The following is a 14,660-nucleotide window of genomic DNA, read 5'->3' as shown; positions in this document are numbered from 1 at the left end:
GGGGCTGCCCGGTTATCGGGGCGGTCCGCGCGGGGGCGGCCCCGGTGCCGTGCCGCTTGCCGGGCGCCGGGGCCGTCCCCGGCCGGTGCCGTTCGCCCGCTCCCCGGCGCGTCGCCGTCTCCGCCGCTTCCGGGTTCGTCCGGCCCGGGTGTGCCGCCGGTGGGACGCATCAGCTCTTCTCGGTGGCGTACGCCAGGATGGCCTCGGCCGTCTGGTCGGGCGCGCTGAGCTGCGGGCAGTGCCCGGACGCGTCGAGCGTGACCAGGCGGCTGCCGGCGACCCGGTCGTGCACGAAGGCACCCACCTCCCGCGGGGCGATGGCGTCGCTGGCGCTCTCGATCACCAGCGTGGGCACGGCGACTCGTTCCAGATCGGCGCGGTTGTCGGAGAGGAAGGTGGTACGGGCGAACACGCGTGCCATCTCCGGGTCGGTGCGGCAGAAGCTGTTGGTCAGCTCCTCGCCCAGCTCGGGGCGGTCCGCGTTGCCCATGATGACCGGGGCCATGGTCGCGGACCAGCCGAGGTAGTTGCTCTCCAGCGACTCCAGCAGCTCTTCGATGTCCTCGCGGCTGAACCCGCCGCGGTAGTCGCCCTCGTCGATGTAGCGCGGGGACGGCGTGAGCAGCACCAGCTTCGCGAACCGCTCCGGTTCGCGGGCGGCCGCCAGCACGCCGACCATGGCGCTGACCGAGTGGCCCACGAAGACCACGTCCCGCAGGTCCAGTTCCTCGCAGATCTCCAGCACGTCCCGGGTGTAGCCGTCGAGGGTGGAGTAGCGCTCCGCCCGCCAGGCGGCCGGGTCCGAGGCGCCCGAGCCGACGTAGTCGAAGAGGACGACCCGGCATTCCGCCGCGAGCACCGGGGCCACCAGACGCCACAGGTTCTGGTCGCAGCCGAAGCCGTGGGCGAGCATCACCACCGGGCCGTCGTCGCGCCCGGTGACGCTGACGTTGTTCCTGGTGCGCACGTCCATACGGGCAATCCTCCCAGCCGCCGGTCGGTCCGGCGAGCCGTACGCCGCCGGGCCCGGCCGGAGGCCCGTCCGGGGCCCGTTTCCCGGGTACGCCCGCCCGGACGGCACCGGAGTGTTCGTATCGCGATACCGGAAGGGGACAAACCGGTACGGGTGTGCCCGGATTCTGGACGGCCCCTTCCGCTCAGCGGGACAGCTCAGTAACGTGCGGTCACTTGCCCCGTGGCAGTGCCGCCACGGAGCGCAGCCGGTGCCATGCGACCGGTGGCCTCTCCGTGCGTTGCCGCCGGGACCGGTACCGCACTTGCCGTGAGAAGCCGCCGCCACTCACCCGAGGAGGGGGCGTCGTGACCGCGGAGACGTCTCAAACGCTCGACCGAGGACTGAGAGTCCTCAAACTGCTGGCCGACACCGACCACGGCCTGACCGTGACGGAGCTTTCCAACAAGCTCGGCGTCAACCGGACAGTGGTCTATCGATTGCTGGCCACACTGGAGCAGCACGCACTCGTACGACGGGACCTCGGGGGACGGGCCCGCGTCGGACTGGGCGTGCTGCGGCTGGGCCGCCAGGTGCACCCGCTCGTACGGGAGGCCGCGCTGCCCGCGCTGCGCTCCCTGGCCGAGGACATCGGGGCCACCGCGCATCTCACCCTGGTCGACGGCACGGAGGCGCTCGCCGTCGCCGTCGTCGAGCCGACCTGGACCGACTACCACGTCGCCTACCGGGCCGGATTCCGGCATCCGCTGGAGCGGGGAGCGGCGGGCCGGGCCATCCTGGCCGCGCGCAACAACCCCGGCGTCGACCCCGGTTACGAGCTGACGCACGGTGAGCTGGAGGCGGGCGCCAGCGGCGCCGCCGCACCGCTGCTCGGCGTGACGGGGGTCGAGGGCAGCGTGGGCGTGGTGATGCTCGCGGACTCCGTACCGGAGCGGGTGGGACCCCGGGTCGTGGACGCGGCCCGCGAGGTCTCGGACGCGCTGCGCTGACGGACGGCGCCGCGCTGCCGTGCCCGCCGCGCGTGCTGACGTGCCGCGTCGGCGCGCCGCGCTGATGCGGCACGCCGAGGGGCGGGTACGGCGCGGGGGACGGGGACGGGGGACGCACTCGCGCCGATGCCGGGTGTCCCGGCCCGAGCCCCCGAGACCCGAGGCCCCGAGGTCGGCGGCCCAGGACTCCGTAGGCCCCGAGGTCCGGGGTCCGGGGTCCGGGGACGAGATCTCGGCCCTGAGACCTGAGGGGCCGGCCCGGGCGGGCCGTGTGGCGCACCGACGGGGTGCCTGGCGTCGACGGGACGCGCGTGCCCACGGGAACGTACGCCCCGTACGGCCTGCGGAACGTGCGCTCCAGGGGGAACCTGCGCTCGACGGGAACGTCCGCTCGACGGCAACGAGCGGGCCGGCGGAGGGCGTGCGCGGCGGAGCCGTCCGGTGCCGGGACGCCGGTGCTCCGGTGCCGGGACGCCGGTGCCCGGATGTCCGGATGCCGGGGCCGGGGAGCTTGGCCGGGTGGTGACCCGGCCTGCGTTCCGGGGGACCGCCGTCGGCTAGATTCACCCCATGCCTGCCGTCACCAGCCGCGCCCGTACACTCGCCGCCTGCGCGGTGCCCGTCGCCGCCCTGCTGGCGGCGGCGGTGTTCGCCCCGCTGCCGTTCTCGCTCGCCCAGCCGGGCCTGACGGCGGACGTGCTCGGCAGCAAGAAGGGCGAGCCGGTGATCACCGTGTCCGGGGCCGAGACCCGGAAGACCTCCGGTGAGCTGCGGATGACGACGATCGCCGCGACCGACCCGGCGGCGGACATCGGACTGGACGACGTGATCGACGGCTGGTTCCGCACCGACCGCGCGGTGATGCCGCGCGACGCCGTCTACCCGGTCGGTGACAACCCCGCCGAGATCGAGCGGCACAACGCCGCCGAGATGCGGAAGTCGCAGTCCACGGCCGTCTCGGCGGCGCTCGGCAGCCTGGGCCGCTCCCCGGACGGCGTCGAGGTGGAACTGCGGCTGGACGACGTTGGCGGCCCCAGCGCGGGCCTGATGTTCGCGCTCGGCATCGTCGACAAGCTCGCCGGCGACGGCAGCGGCGGTGACCTCACCGGCGGCCGGACCATCGCGGGCACCGGCACGATCACGGCCGGCGGCGAGGTCGGCCCGGTCGGCGGCGTGCCCCTGAAGACCCAGGCGGCGAAGCGGGACGGCGCCTCCGTCTTCCTGGTGCCGGCGGCGGAGTGCGCGGACGCCCGGACGGAGCTGCCGAAGGGGCTGCGGCTGATCCCGGTGAAGACCCTCGACGGCGCGGTGGCCGCGCTGAAGGCGCTGGAGCACGGCGGCGAGGTGCCCGCCTGCTGAAGCGCCCGCTGCCCCGGTCCCGGTGAGCAACGGGGCGGCGGGCCGGCGCCAAGGGACTGATCCTGCTCGGGCCGCGGATCCTGCTCGGGCAGCGGACCGTGCACGAGAGAGGGCTACGGTCTTTCTTCCGTGTCCGCGACGGCGGCCAAGCGGCGGCCCATGCGTCGGCATGCGCGGGCGAGTTCGGGCGGGTGAAGCTCGGTGAGTCCGGTGTCGAAGGTGGCGAGGATTCCGGCGACACCGGCCCAGGACCAGGCGCCGAGGGTGAGCCGGCAGTGCTCGGTGTCGAGGTGTTCGACGACCGAGCCCCCCGGCGCGAAGCGGGCCACGACGCCGGCCGGCAGGCGGAGTCGGGCGCTGCCGGTGCACGGCCAGGCGGCGGCGGTGTCACCGCGGTCGTGACTGCTCATGACGAAGCGAGCGAGATCGTCGTGGGGGAGCCCGCGCGGGCTGAAGAGCTGTGTCGTGGGTCGGGGGCGCAGCCGGTCGACCCGGTGCACGCGCCACTGATCGTCTCCGAGGTCGTAGGCGACCACGTACCACCGGCCGGCCCAGACGACCAGATGGTGCGGCTCGATGCGGCGGGCGGGCAGGAAGTCGTCGTCCCCGGAGACGGGGCGTGAGCCGTCGGCGCGCAGCGTTTCGGTGACGAGTACGTGCCGGTGGCTCACCGCGGCTCCCACGGCGGTGAGCGCGGCGGAGTCGATGGGGGGTGCCGGGAACTCCCAGTAGTTCTGCAGCCTGGTCAGGCGCAGGGTTTTCATGGTTTCCCGCAGCGCGGCGGGCATGGCCTGTTCCAGGGTGACCAGCGCCCGCGCCGCGTCGTCTCCCAGGCCGAACACCGTGCTGGGGGCGGTCTGGAGGGCCACCGCGACCGCCAGCGCCTGATCGTGGTCGAGAAGCAGCGGCGGGAGGGTGTGCCCCGCACCGAGCCGGTAACCGCCCTCGGGCCCGTGGACGGTGGTGATCGGGTACCCGAGTTCGCGCAGCGTCTCGATGTCACGGCGGACGGTGCGCTCGCTGACCCCGAGCGCGGTGGCGAACTCGCGCAGGGGCCACTGGCGGCGCGATCCGAACAGGGACAAGAGCCGCAAGGCCCGTCGTGAGGTGTTCGCCATCCTTCCATCATGACCGGTGGTGGCCACTCGATGTCCACTACCGGTGTCACGGTGGAGGGCCTGTGCAAGCGAACAGTGACGGAAGAGGGCGCATGGTCATGCGGGTGGTCGTGGTCGGTGGCGGGATCGGTGGACTCGCGCTGGGGGCGGGGTTGCGCCGCCGGGGGCTCGAGGTGGCGGTGTTCGACCGCGACAAGGACGTGGCGGCGACCGGGGGCTACCACATCACCCTGGACGACCGGGCCCAGTCGGCGCTGCGTGAGCTGGTGGCGCCGGAGATCATGCGGCGGCTCCTGGCGTCGGCCTCGGCGCTGCGCCTGCGCGACCGCGACGCGTTCTGGGACCGTCGCGGCCGGCTGCTCGGCCGCGGTCCCGATCTCTCCGGCCACCCCGGCATCGACATCGACCGCATCACCCTGCGCGGACTGCTGGCCGAGGCGGTCGGCGACGACCTGCATCTGGGGAGGACCGTCTCCGAAGTCGGCCTGGGCGGCGATGGCACCCCGCGCGTGCTGTTCACCGAGGCCGAACCGGTCCCGGCCGATCTGGTGGTGGGCGCGGACGGCCCCCACTCCGTGGTCGCCCGGCACCTGGCGGGAGGCCCGACCAACAGTCCGGCGGGCATCATCGGCTTCTCCGGCCGTACCCTCCGCCGGGACCTGAGCCCCGGTGAACAGCAACGGCTCGGAAAACGATCAGGGCTGGCGGTGGGACCGCGGGGGGCGGCGTTGTACGTCGGCTTCCTCGACCCGGTCGGCAACGCCGTGCTCGACGCCCCCGAGCTGCGGATGTCCGTCACCACCGGCCCCACCTACATCTGGGGCGCCATGCTCCCCGAATCCGCCGCGACCGACTCCCTGCGCGCACTGCGCGCCGGCGCGTTGCAGGCCGCGGTGCTCGAACGGTTCCGCGAGCGGGGCTGGGCCGAGCGCACCCTGGAGGTCATGGCCCGCGCGGACCCGCACAGCGTGGCGGCGTACCGCTTCAATGCCGCCTCGACCCGCGCCGCCGAACTCGCGCCCTGGCCCGCCGGCCGGATCACCGCGCTCGGCGACGCCGTCCATGCGACACCGCCCACCGCCGGAATGGGGGCCGGCGCGGCCATCCGTGACGCTGCCGCCCTGCTCCGGCACCTGGGGGACGTCGCTGACGGCGGCACCACGCCGGCCGAGGCTGTGCACCGGTTCGAGGCAGGCATGCGCCGCCGCGGCAGCGAGGTCCTCACCCTCGCCATGAGAACGGTCCGCCTGGTGCTGGCGACCGACACCGCGCTCGGCGCTGCCGCTACCGCCGTGACCACCCCGATCCTGGCCGCCGCCGCCCGGCTGCGGCATGGACGGCCGGCGCCGGCGCCGGTGCGGGCCGCGCGGCCGGGTCGCGATACGTACCGCTGAGCACGGCCGGCCGACGAGCAGCCGCCGAACCCCCGTACGGGGCGCGCCGAACCCGTCCCGGGCGCCGCGCCCCGTACGGAGACCTCCGGGGCGCCCGGAGCCGTCCGCTCCGGGCGCCCCGGACCCATCACTTCTCCGTGATGAATCCCTCGTCGACCAGCCAGTCCTTCGCGACCTCGTGCGGGTCCTCGCCGTCCACGTCGACCCGGGCGTTGAGCTTCTGCGCCAGTTCGGTGGTCAGCTTCGCGGTGATCGGCTCCAGCACCTTCCGGATCTCCGGGTGCTCCTCCAGCGTCTCGGTGTTGATCATCGGGGCGGCGTTGTAGTTCGGGAAGAAGGCGCGGTCGTCCTCCAGGACCTTCAGCCCCAGCTCCGGAATCCGGCCGTCCGTCGTGTAGACCTCGCCGATGTTGCACGCCTTGCCCGCGTTGACCTGGGTGTAGACGATGCCGCTGTCCATCTTCCGCAGATTGCCGCGGGGGACGGTGAAGTCGTACTTCTCCAGCAGACCGGGCAAGCCGTCCTCGCGGACCGCGAACTCGCCCTCGACGCAGAAGGTGGCCGCGTCCGGGTTGTTCTTCGCCAGCTCCGCGACGTCGGAGATCGTCTCCAGGCCGTACTTCTCCGCGGTGGCCGGGGTCGTCGCGAAGGCGTACGTGTTGTCCAGCTCGGCGGGCGGCAGCCAGGTCAGGCCGTTGGCGCGGTCCTCGTCGCGCACCGCCTCCCACTGCTCCTGCGGGTCCACGATGGGCTTCGTGTGGCCGAGGTACGTGATCCAGGCGGTGCCGGTGTACTCGAACCCGGCGTCCGCCGCCCCGGTCCGTACCGCCTCGCGGGAGCCGATCGAGCCCTGGATGTTGGTGCGGTCCAGCACCTCCGCGCCGGCCGCCTTGAAGGCCAGGCCGAGGATCTGGCCCAGGATGATCTGCTCGGTGAACTGCTTGGACGTCACCGTGAGCTTGGCGCCCTCCAGCGGCTCGCCCCGGCCGATCGAGCCCGGCTCGACCTCGTCCACCATCGGGCTGCCGCTGGTCAGACCGCAGCCGGCGAGCAGCAGCCCGGCCAGCGCGGCGCCTCCCGCGGCACGGGCCGCGCGCCGCGCCCGTACCGTGCGTGCGGCCCGTGCCGTGCGTGCGGTCCGGGCAGCCGCGTTCCGCCCCTTGTGGCGCATCCTCACTTCTCCCCACCTGCTTCCAGACCGCGCGGCCGCAGCAGCAGCTCGGCCAGCGAGGCCAGCCAGTCCACGAGCAGGGCCAGCGCCACGGTCAGTACGGATCCCAGCATCAGCACCGGCATCCGCTGGTTGGTGATCCCCACGGCGATCAGGTCGCCGAGCCCGCCGCCGCCGCCGAACGTGGCGAGGGTGGCCGTGCCGACGTTCAGCACCAGGGCGGTGCGCACGCCGGCGAGGATCAGCGGCACGGCGAGCGGCAGCTCGACCCGCAGCAGCACCCCGGCCGGGGACATCCCGATGCCCCGTGCCGCGTCCACCAGCGTCGGGTCGATGGCACGCAGCCCGGCGATGGTGTTGCTGAGCACGGGCAGCACCGCGTAGGCGATGATGCCGATGAGCGCGGCGCGGCGGCCGATGCCCAGCCAGATCACCAGCAGCGCCAGCAGCCCCAGGGCCGGGGTGGCCTGGCCGATGTTGGCCAGCGCCATCACCGGGGGAGAAGCGCGGCGCAGCACACCGCGGGTCAGCAGGATGCCCAGCGGGATCGCGATGATCAGCACGAAGAAGGTGGAGATCGCGGTCAGCTCGACATGGGCCCACAGGGCGTCCCGGACCGTGCTGCCCGCGAGGGCGTTCTCCGAGACGGCGTCCAGGTCGGCGTTGCTCAGCCACAGATAGGTGAGGGCGAGGATCACGACGATCACCACGGGGATCGTCACCAGCTTCTGCCAGGTCACCCGGGACGGGGGCCGCGACGGGGCGACCTCCGTCCGCTCGGTCTCCTCGCCGGCCCGGTCCTCCTGTTCCGACTCGTACGCGCGCAGGCTCACTTGCCCTCCAGCCGTCCGCCGCCGCCGGCGACGGAGCTGCCCGCGCCGTTCTCCGGCACCGGCCCGGCCGCCGCGCCGCCCTCCTGGGCGAGATGCGTCTGCTGGGCCCGGGTCTCCTCGAGTTCGTGCTGCGCCTCCATGGCCGAGAGCCGGTCCTCCTCCAGCAGCTCGTGCACGGAGTTCATGAGCGTCTCCATGTCGACCACGCCGATGTACTCGCCGCGCCGCCCGGTGACGGCGACCCGGCCCGAGCTGTCGGTGAGCACCGCCTCCAGCGCGTCCCGCAGCGTGGCGTCCCGGGTGACGTAGTCGCCGACGAGCGTCCCCGCGCGGGCGAGGGAGCCCTTGGCCCGCATCAGGTCGCCGCGCCGCAGCCACTTGTACGGGCGGCCCTTGCGGTCGAGCAGCAGCAGTTCGCTGTGCGTCCCGGCGCGCAGCCGGTCGAAGATGGACTGGAGCGGGTCGTCGACGGAGACGGTGGGGAAGTCGGCGATGCCCACGTCCCGCACCCGGGTGAGGTTGAGCCGCTTGAGCGCGGCGCCCGCGCCGACGAAGCCGGAGACGAAGTCGTCGCTGGGGTTGGTGAGGATCGCCTCGGGGGTGTCGAACTGGGCGATGTGCGACTGCTCGCGCAGCACCACGATCCGGTCGCCGAGCTTGACCGCCTCGTCGAAGTCGTGGGTGACGAACACGATCGTCTTGTGCAGCTCGCGCTGGAGCCGGATCAGCTCGTCCTGGAGGTGGTCCCGGGTGATCGGGTCGACCGCGCCGAACGGCTCGTCCATCAGCAGCACGGGCGGGTCGGCGGCCAGTGCCCGGGCCACGCCGACCCGCTGCTGCTGTCCGCCGGAGAGCTGCCGGGGGTACCGGCCGTGGAACTCCTTGGGGTCCAGCCCGACGAGGTCGAGCATCTCCTCGACCCGGTCCTTCACCTTCGTCTTCGACCAGCCGATCATCTTCGGTACGAGGCCGATGTTGTCGCCGACCGTCATGTGCGGGAAGAGGCCGGAGGCCTGGATGGCGTAACCGACCTTGCGGCGCAGCTTCACCGGGTCGATGCGGGTGACGTCCTCGCCGCCGATCCGGATGCGGCCGGAGGTCGGCTCGATCAGCCGGTTGATCATCTTGAGCAGGGTGCTCTTGCCGCAGCCGGAGGGGCCGACGAAGACGACCAGTTCGCCCGCGCCGATCTCCATGTTCACGGAGTCGACGGCGGGCAGGGCGCTGCCGTGGTAGCGCTTGCTGAGGTTCTCCAGCTGGATGGTGGCCCCGGTGACGGGGGCGGCGCCGGCGGCAGGGCCCGCGTCGGCGGCAGGGCCCGCGGCGGCGGCCGTCGGCGGTTGGGTCTCAGGCACGGATACCCCTCGAGATGGTCAGGCGTCCGATCAGGACGTACACGGCGTCGAACAGCAGAGCGAGAATCACGATCCCGAGGGTTCCGGACAGCACCTCGTTGAGGGCGTTGGAGCTGCCCAGGCTCGAAATTCCGCGGAAGATCTGGTTGCCCAGCCCGGGGCCGGAGGCGAACGCGGCGATGGCGGCGATGCCCATCAGCATCTGGGTGGCGACCCGGATGCCGGTGAGGATCGGCGGCCAGGCCAGCGGCAGCTCGACCCGCAGCAGCCGGGCGGCGCGCGACATGCCGATGCCCTTCGCCGCGTCGACCAGCGTCGGGTCGACCCCGCGCAGTCCGACGACCGCGTTCCGGGTGATGGGCAGCAGGCCGTACAGCACGAGGGCCGTCACGGTCGGTGCCACGCCCAGCCCGAGGACGGGGATCAGCAGGCCGATGAGGGCCAGGGAGGGGACGGTGAGGATCGTCGCCGTGCTCGTGATGGCGAGATTGCCGGCCCACTCCCTCCGGTAGGTCAGCACGCCGATGAGGACGCCCAGCAGGGTGGCGATCACCATGCATTGGAAGACGGCGCTCGCGTGCTGAAAGGCGTCGGCCAGCAGCTGCTGATGACGGTTGCCGAGGTACTCCCAGAAGTTCACGAGAACGCTCCCTACCCATCCACTCGCTTTTATGCTGGTCAGACCATTACGAGTTGATTACCTACAGGTCACCGGCCGCCTGCCGCACCAGCGGGACCACACGGAGCGGAACCGGATTTTCCATGACGATCGCCGTCGAAGCGCGCATGATCCCATCAAATCCCACAACCCGGTCGATCACCCGTTGGAGATCGGCGTTCGAGCGCGCCACCAGCCGCACGAGCATGTCGCCCTGCCCGGTGATGGTGTGCAGCTCCAGCACCTCCGGTACGCCCGCCAAGTGCGCCCTGACATCGGCCCCCTGCCCCTGCTTGATCTCCAGCGTCGCGAACGCCGTGACCGGATAGCCGAGCGCCGCCGGGTCGACGTCCGGCCCGAACCCCCGGATCACCCCTTTGGTCCGCAGCCGGTCCAGCCGCGCCTGCGCCGTCCCGCGCGCCACCCCCAGCCGGCGCGACGCCTCCAGCACACCGATCCGCGGCTCCTCCGCGAGCAGCTCCAGCAGCCGGCCGTCCAGCTCGTCGATCCCCACGCCGTCCTCCCGGTGGTCACTTTGTGCACATCGACCGGCAGCCTCGGCCGTGCGGTGTGCAGGTTGTCCAGTGGATACACGAACTATTGCGCACCTTGTGAACCGGGTGGAGCCTGGCGACATGACTGAGACGATGAACCACACCCCCGGCACGGCGCGAGACGCCGATCCGTTTCCCGTGAAGGGGATGGACGCGGTCGTCTTCGCCGTGGGCAACGCCAAGCAGGCCGCGCACTACTACTCCACCGCCTTCGGCATGAAGCGCGTCGCCTACTCCGGACCGGAGAACGGCAGCCGCGAGACCGCCGCTTACGTCCTGGAGTCGGGCGCCGCCCGCTTCGTGTTCACCAGCGTCATCAAGCCCGTCACCGACCACGGACGGTTCCTCGCCGAACACGTCGCCGCCCACGGCGACGGCGTCATCGACCTCGCCATCGAGGTCCCGGACGCCCGCGCCGCCTACGCCTACGCCGTCGAGCACGGTGCCACGGGCCTCACGGAGCCGCACGAGGTCACCGACGAGCACGGCACCGTCGTCCTCGCCGCCATCGCCACCTACGGCGAGACCCGGCACACCCTCGTCGAACGCGGCCGCTACAGCGGCCCGTACCTCCCCGGCTACGTCGCCGCCGAGCCCATCGTCGAACCGCCCGCCTGGGGGCACCTCCCGGCCGAAGGCTGGGGGAGGACCTTCCAGGCCATCGACCACTGCGTCGGCAACGTCGAACTCGGCCGGATGAACGAGTGGGTCGGCTTCTACAACAAGGTCATGGGCTTCACCAACATGAAGGAGTTCGTCGGCGACGACATCGCCACCGAGTACTCCGCGCTGATGTCGAAGGTCGTGGCCGACGGCACCCTCAAGGTGAAGTTCCCGATCAACGAGCCGGCCGTCGCGCAGAAGAAGTCCCAGATCGACGAGTATCTGGAGTTCTACGGCGGGGCGGGTGTCCAGCACATCGCGCTGGCCACGAACGACATCGTCGCCACCGTCCGCACGATGCGCGCCGCCGGGGTGCAGTTCCTGGACACCCCCGACTCGTACTACGACACCCTCGGCGAGTGGGCCGGCGAGACCCGGGTCCCCGTGGAGACGCTGCGCGAGCTGAAGATCCTCGTCGACCGGGACGAGGACGGCTATCTGCTCCAGATCTTCACCAAGCCGGTCCAGGACCGCCCGACCGTCTTCTTCGAGCTGATCGAGCGGCACGGCTCCATGGGCTTCGGCAAGGGCAACTTCAAGGCGCTCTTCGAGGCCATCGAGCGCGAACAGGCCAAGCGCGGCAATCTCTGACAGCCACCGCCCCACCCCCCGCACACGGCCGCCCGGCCGGGAAGCCTCCCAGGTGAGAGGCCTTCCCAGCCGGGCGGCCCGCTGTCAGTGTGGGATGCATGAGCCGCCTGATCGAACTGCTGCGTGAAGGAATCCCCGACGAAGCCCTGCTGACCGACCCCGACGTCACCGCCGGCTACGCCCACGACATGGCGAGTTTCTGCCCGGCCGGCACCCCCGCCGTCGTCGTCCTGCCGCGCACCGTCGAACAGGTGCAGCACGTCATGCGCACCGCCACCGAACTCCGCGTGCCCGTCGTCCCGCAGGGCGCCCGCTCCGGACTCTCCGGCGCGGCCAACGCCTCCGAGGGCTGCGTCGTCCTCTCCCTCGTCAAGATGGACGCCATCCTCGAGATCAACCCCGTCGACCGGATCGCCGTGGTCGAACCGGGCGTCGTCAACGCCACCCTCTCCCGCGCCGTCGCCGAACAGGGCCTCTCCTACCCGCCGGACCCCTCCAGCTGGGAGATGTGCACCATCGGCGGCAACATCGGCACCGGCTCCGGCGGTCTGTGCTGCGTCAAGTACGGCGTCACCGCGGAATACGTCCTCGGGCTCGACGTCGTCCTCGCCGACGGCCGGCTGCTGCGCACCGGACGGTCCACCGCCAAGGGCGTCGCGGGCTACGACCTCACCCGGCTGTTCGTCGGCTCCGAGGGCAGCCTCGGCATCGTGGTGCGCGCCGTGCTCGCCCTCAAGCCGCACCCGCCGCAGCAGCTCGCCCTCGCCGCCGAGTTCCCCTCCACGGCCGCCGCCTGCGACGCCGTCTGCGAGATCATGGCCGGCGGACTGGCGCCCTCGCTGCTGGAGATCATGGACCGCACCACCCTCCGCGCGGTCAACGACATGGCCAGGATGGGCCTGCCCGAGACCACCGAGGCGCTGCTCCTGGCCGCCTTCGACACCCCGGAGCCCGCGGCCGACCTCGCCGCGGTCGGCGAACTCTGCCGGGCGGCCGGGGCCACCGAGGTGGTGCCCGCCTCCGACCCGGCCGAGTCCGAACTCCTGCTCGAGGCCCGGCGGCTGGCGCTCGTCGCGATGGAGGCCGTCAAGTCGGCCACGATGATCGACGACGTCTGCGTACCCCGCTCCAAGCTCGGGCAGCTCATCGACGGCACCGCGGCCATCGCGGACAAGCACGACCTGGTCATCGGGGTGTGCGCCCACGCCGGTGACGGCAACACCCACCCCGTCGTCTGCTTCGACCCGGCCGACGAGGACGAGTCACGCCGCGCCCGCGAGTCCTTCGACGAGATCATGGCTCTCGGCCTCGAACTCGGCGGCACCATCACCGGCGAGCACGGCGTGGGCGTCCTCAAGAAGGAGTGGCTCGCCCGGGAACTCGGCCCCGACGCGCTGGAACTCCAGCGCGACATCAAGCGCGTCTTCGACCCGCACGGCCTGCTCAACCCGGGCAAGCTCTTCTGACTCCGCCGGACCCCTCAGCGCGCTCCGGCGCGCCCCGCCGCCCGGCCCCCGGCCGGTGCCGGGCGGCGCGCCGTGCTGAGCCTCCGCTCCCAGCACGGCACCCCGGCGGGACCCGGCGCCGGCCGGACTCCGCGCGCCGCCGGGCGCGTCATGTCCCGTCGGGGGTGTCGTCGGACGGTGCCACCGCCAGCAGCGCCGTCAACGCGGCGTCCACGGGCACCAGTTCGTGCTCCGTGCCCGGCGGCACCACCCGCAGGGTGCGCTCCAGCCACGCGGACACCGGCGCGGACGGCACGTCCAGCAGGGCGTTCCCGTCGGGCGAGTTGAGCCCGATCCGGATGGCGCCGCGCCCCTCGGCCTTCACCGGCCACACCCGGACGTCACCCTCCCCGGTCGGCCGGAAGACGCCCTCGATGAGGAGTTCCCGGGCGAACGTCCAGTGGACGGGGGCGTCGGAACCGATGTGGAAGGTGATGTGCACGGCGTACGGGTCGTTCGTGCGGTAGGCCAGCCTGGCGGGTACGGGGATACTGCGCTCCGGCGAGAGCACCAGCCCGATCTCCAGCTCTCGTTCCACCACGGTGTGCATGAACTGCCGTCCTTTCCTCGGTGCGGCGGCCCGGTGCGGACCTCCGTGATTGGGAGCCCGTTCCTCACCGTTCATTACGCGACTTCCCAAAAACTCTCGAAGATGTCATCCGGGAGGCCGGTGTTCGTCTGCACACACACGCGAAAGAGGGGGCATGGCCCGGGACAGCCCCGGTCAGGCCCCGGTTCTGGTAGATGTGGACCCTGCGCCCGGGGGCACGCGCCCTGAACACGCGCCCCCGGAGCGACGCACACCACACCGCACGGGCGCGCACATTGCGCAAGAATCACCACCGCACAGCAACGGCCGAGCAGATACGGGACCACGGACAATGAGCGCCCCAACCTCAGGATCCGCCGACGGCAGCCCCGCCCCGGGCTACTACCCCGACCCCTCCATCCCGGGCTACATCCGGTACTGGAACGGCGCCTCCTGGGTTCCGGGCACCAGTCGCCGGGCCCCGGACGACGGAGAGGCCCTGCCGGGGCCTCCGCCCGGGAGCGGGTCCGCCGCGGCGTCCGACGGGCCCGCGCCCCAGGAGGAGACCGGCCCGGTGTTCCTCGACGAGGACCCGGAAGGCCCGGTGCAGACCGGCCCCGGCGCCGGGAACGACGCGGACCGGGACGAGGGCCCGGAGCGGGGCGGCGACGGCCCGGACGCGTCCGGCCGGGACGGCGGGAGCGGCGGTGACGGGCTCCCGAGGCTGCGCCCCCGCGGCGAGATGGACGTGCCCGGCGCGCAGCCGGTCGCCGACTGGGACGATCCGCGCCGCTTGCACGGCCAGGCGCCCGGGCCGGCCGCCTCCTGGCAGGCGGACAGCTCCCGGCAGAGCGGGTTCGGCAGCGACGGTGACCGCCGCGTCTCGTGGGGCTCGCCGGCGGACGCGGCGTCCCCGGCCGCGCGGGACGAGCAGTCCGGCCCGGCGGACGCCACGTCGGACGGCCCCG

The 14,660-nt window shown here is 72.6% G+C and carries 14 protein-coding genes; 6 read left to right on the top strand and 8 right to left on the bottom strand.

The features are described from left to right. Positions 1-169 precede the first annotated feature (169 nt). Positions 170-973: an alpha/beta fold hydrolase gene (locus GCU69_RS00940; protein WP_098752114.1), complete on the bottom strand. Its 804-nt coding sequence runs from the start codon at positions 971-973 to the stop codon at positions 170-172. A 347-nt stretch (positions 974-1,320) separates the two neighbouring features. On the opposite strand from GCU69_RS00940, the gene GCU69_RS00935 reads away from it, so the two are divergent. Both GCU69_RS00935 and GCU69_RS00930 read left to right on the top strand, forming a co-directional pair. Continuing rightward, the gene (locus GCU69_RS00935) at positions 1,321-1,962 is read left to right on the top strand and encodes an IclR family transcriptional regulator (RefSeq protein WP_098752113.1); all 642 of its coding nucleotides are present in this window, start codon (positions 1,321-1,323) and stop codon (positions 1,960-1,962) included. 570 nt (positions 1,963-2,532) lie between these two features. After that, positions 2,533-3,321, top strand: a complete 789-nt coding sequence (locus GCU69_RS00930; protein ID WP_098752109.1) for a S16 family serine protease — start codon at positions 2,533-2,535, stop codon at positions 3,319-3,321. A gap of 113 nt (positions 3,322-3,434) precedes the next feature. Here GCU69_RS00930 and GCU69_RS00925 read toward each other — a convergent pair whose 3' ends face one another. Beyond that, complete coding sequence (locus GCU69_RS00925) at positions 3,435-4,439, bottom strand: helix-turn-helix transcriptional regulator (protein WP_098752108.1); 1,005 nt, start codon at positions 4,437-4,439, stop codon at positions 3,435-3,437. Between the two features lie 92 nt (positions 4,440-4,531). Between GCU69_RS00925 and GCU69_RS00920 the strand changes: the two genes are divergently transcribed. After that, the gene (locus tag GCU69_RS00920; protein WP_218037887.1) at positions 4,532-5,833 is read left to right on the top strand and encodes an FAD-dependent oxidoreductase; all 1,302 of its coding nucleotides are present in this window, start codon (positions 4,532-4,534) and stop codon (positions 5,831-5,833) included. A gap of 127 nt (positions 5,834-5,960) precedes the next feature. Here GCU69_RS00920 and GCU69_RS00915 read toward each other — a convergent pair whose 3' ends face one another. The 5 genes from GCU69_RS00915 to GCU69_RS00895 all read right to left on the bottom strand — a co-directional run bounded on the left by GCU69_RS00915 (position 5,961) and on the right by GCU69_RS00895 (position 10,364). Continuing rightward, positions 5,961-7,004, bottom strand: a complete 1,044-nt coding sequence (locus GCU69_RS00915; protein WP_098752107.1) for a glycine betaine ABC transporter substrate-binding protein — start codon at positions 7,002-7,004, stop codon at positions 5,961-5,963. A 2-nt stretch (positions 7,005-7,006) separates the two neighbouring features. Continuing rightward, positions 7,007-7,837 carry an ABC transporter permease gene (locus tag GCU69_RS00910; protein ID WP_156204853.1) on the bottom strand — a complete coding sequence of 277 codons (831 nt, stop codon included), beginning with the start codon at positions 7,835-7,837 and terminating at the stop codon, positions 7,007-7,009. After that, on the bottom strand, positions 7,834-9,192 hold the full coding sequence (locus GCU69_RS00905) for a betaine/proline/choline family ABC transporter ATP-binding protein (RefSeq protein ID WP_098752105.1): 1,359 nt from the start codon (positions 9,190-9,192) through the stop codon (positions 7,834-7,836). The genes GCU69_RS00910 and GCU69_RS00905 overlap by 4 nt, the downstream gene beginning before the upstream one ends. Beyond that, entirely contained in the window at positions 9,185-9,832 is a 648-nt protein-coding gene (locus GCU69_RS00900; RefSeq protein ID WP_098752104.1) for an ABC transporter permease, read from the bottom strand. Before GCU69_RS00900 ends, GCU69_RS00905 begins: the two co-directional genes overlap by 8 nt. Positions 9,833-9,893: 61 nt before the next feature. Then, positions 9,894-10,364 carry an Lrp/AsnC family transcriptional regulator gene (locus GCU69_RS00895; RefSeq protein WP_098752103.1) on the bottom strand — a complete coding sequence of 157 codons (471 nt, stop codon included), beginning with the start codon at positions 10,362-10,364 and terminating at the stop codon, positions 9,894-9,896. Positions 10,365-10,485: 121 nt separating this feature from the next. Here GCU69_RS00895 and hppD point away from each other — a divergent pair, with 121 nt between their 5' ends. After that, positions 10,486-11,658: a 4-hydroxyphenylpyruvate dioxygenase gene (gene hppD, locus GCU69_RS00890; RefSeq protein ID WP_098752102.1), complete on the top strand. Its 1,173-nt coding sequence runs from the start codon at positions 10,486-10,488 to the stop codon at positions 11,656-11,658. A gap of 98 nt (positions 11,659-11,756) precedes the next feature. Further along, positions 11,757-13,124: an FAD-binding oxidoreductase gene (locus tag GCU69_RS00885; protein WP_156204852.1), complete on the top strand. Its 1,368-nt coding sequence runs from the start codon at positions 11,757-11,759 to the stop codon at positions 13,122-13,124. 148 nt (positions 13,125-13,272) lie between these two features. On the opposite strand, the gene GCU69_RS00880 is transcribed toward GCU69_RS00885, so the two are convergent. Beyond that, the gene (locus GCU69_RS00880; protein WP_156204851.1) at positions 13,273-13,713 is read right to left on the bottom strand and encodes an SsgA family sporulation/cell division regulator; all 441 of its coding nucleotides are present in this window, start codon (positions 13,711-13,713) and stop codon (positions 13,273-13,275) included. Positions 13,714-14,044: 331 nt separating this feature from the next. Here GCU69_RS00880 and GCU69_RS00875 point away from each other — a divergent pair. Continuing rightward, positions 14,045-14,660: DUF2510 domain-containing protein (locus GCU69_RS00875; protein ID WP_156204850.1), on the top strand; the 616-nt coding region annotated here is incomplete at its 3' end.

Source organism: Streptomyces lycii (assembly GCF_009735685.1).
Classification (GTDB): domain Bacteria; phylum Actinomycetota; class Actinomycetes; order Streptomycetales; family Streptomycetaceae; genus Streptomyces; species Streptomyces lycii.
The sequence above is the reverse complement of the archived record's forward strand: the minus strand, read 5'-3'. Positions and strand labels throughout refer to the sequence as shown.

Excerpts from the sequence above, each read along its gene's own strand:
- GCU69_RS00920 (WP_218037887.1), top strand. The coding sequence starts at position 4,532 with ATGGTCATGCGGGTGGTCGTGGTCGGTGGCGGGATCGGTGGACTCGCG.
- GCU69_RS00925 (WP_098752108.1), bottom strand. The coding sequence starts at position 4,439 with ATGGCGAACACCTCACGACGGGCCTTGCGGCTCTTGTCCCTGTTCGGA.
- GCU69_RS00940 (WP_098752114.1), bottom strand. The coding sequence starts at position 973 with ATGGACGTGCGCACCAGGAACAACGTCAGCGTCACCGGGCGCGACGAC.
- GCU69_RS00915 (WP_098752107.1), bottom strand. The coding sequence starts at position 7,004 with ATGCGCCACAAGGGGCGGAACGCGGCTGCCCGGACCGCACGCACGGCA.
- GCU69_RS00880 (WP_156204851.1), bottom strand. The coding sequence starts at position 13,713 with ATGCACACCGTGGTGGAACGAGAGCTGGAGATCGGGCTGGTGCTCTCG.
- GCU69_RS00885 (WP_156204852.1), top strand. The coding sequence starts at position 11,757 with ATGAGCCGCCTGATCGAACTGCTGCGTGAAGGAATCCCCGACGAAGCC.
- GCU69_RS00930 (WP_098752109.1), top strand. The coding sequence starts at position 2,533 with ATGCCTGCCGTCACCAGCCGCGCCCGTACACTCGCCGCCTGCGCGGTG.
- hppD (WP_098752102.1), top strand. The coding sequence starts at position 10,486 with ATGACTGAGACGATGAACCACACCCCCGGCACGGCGCGAGACGCCGAT.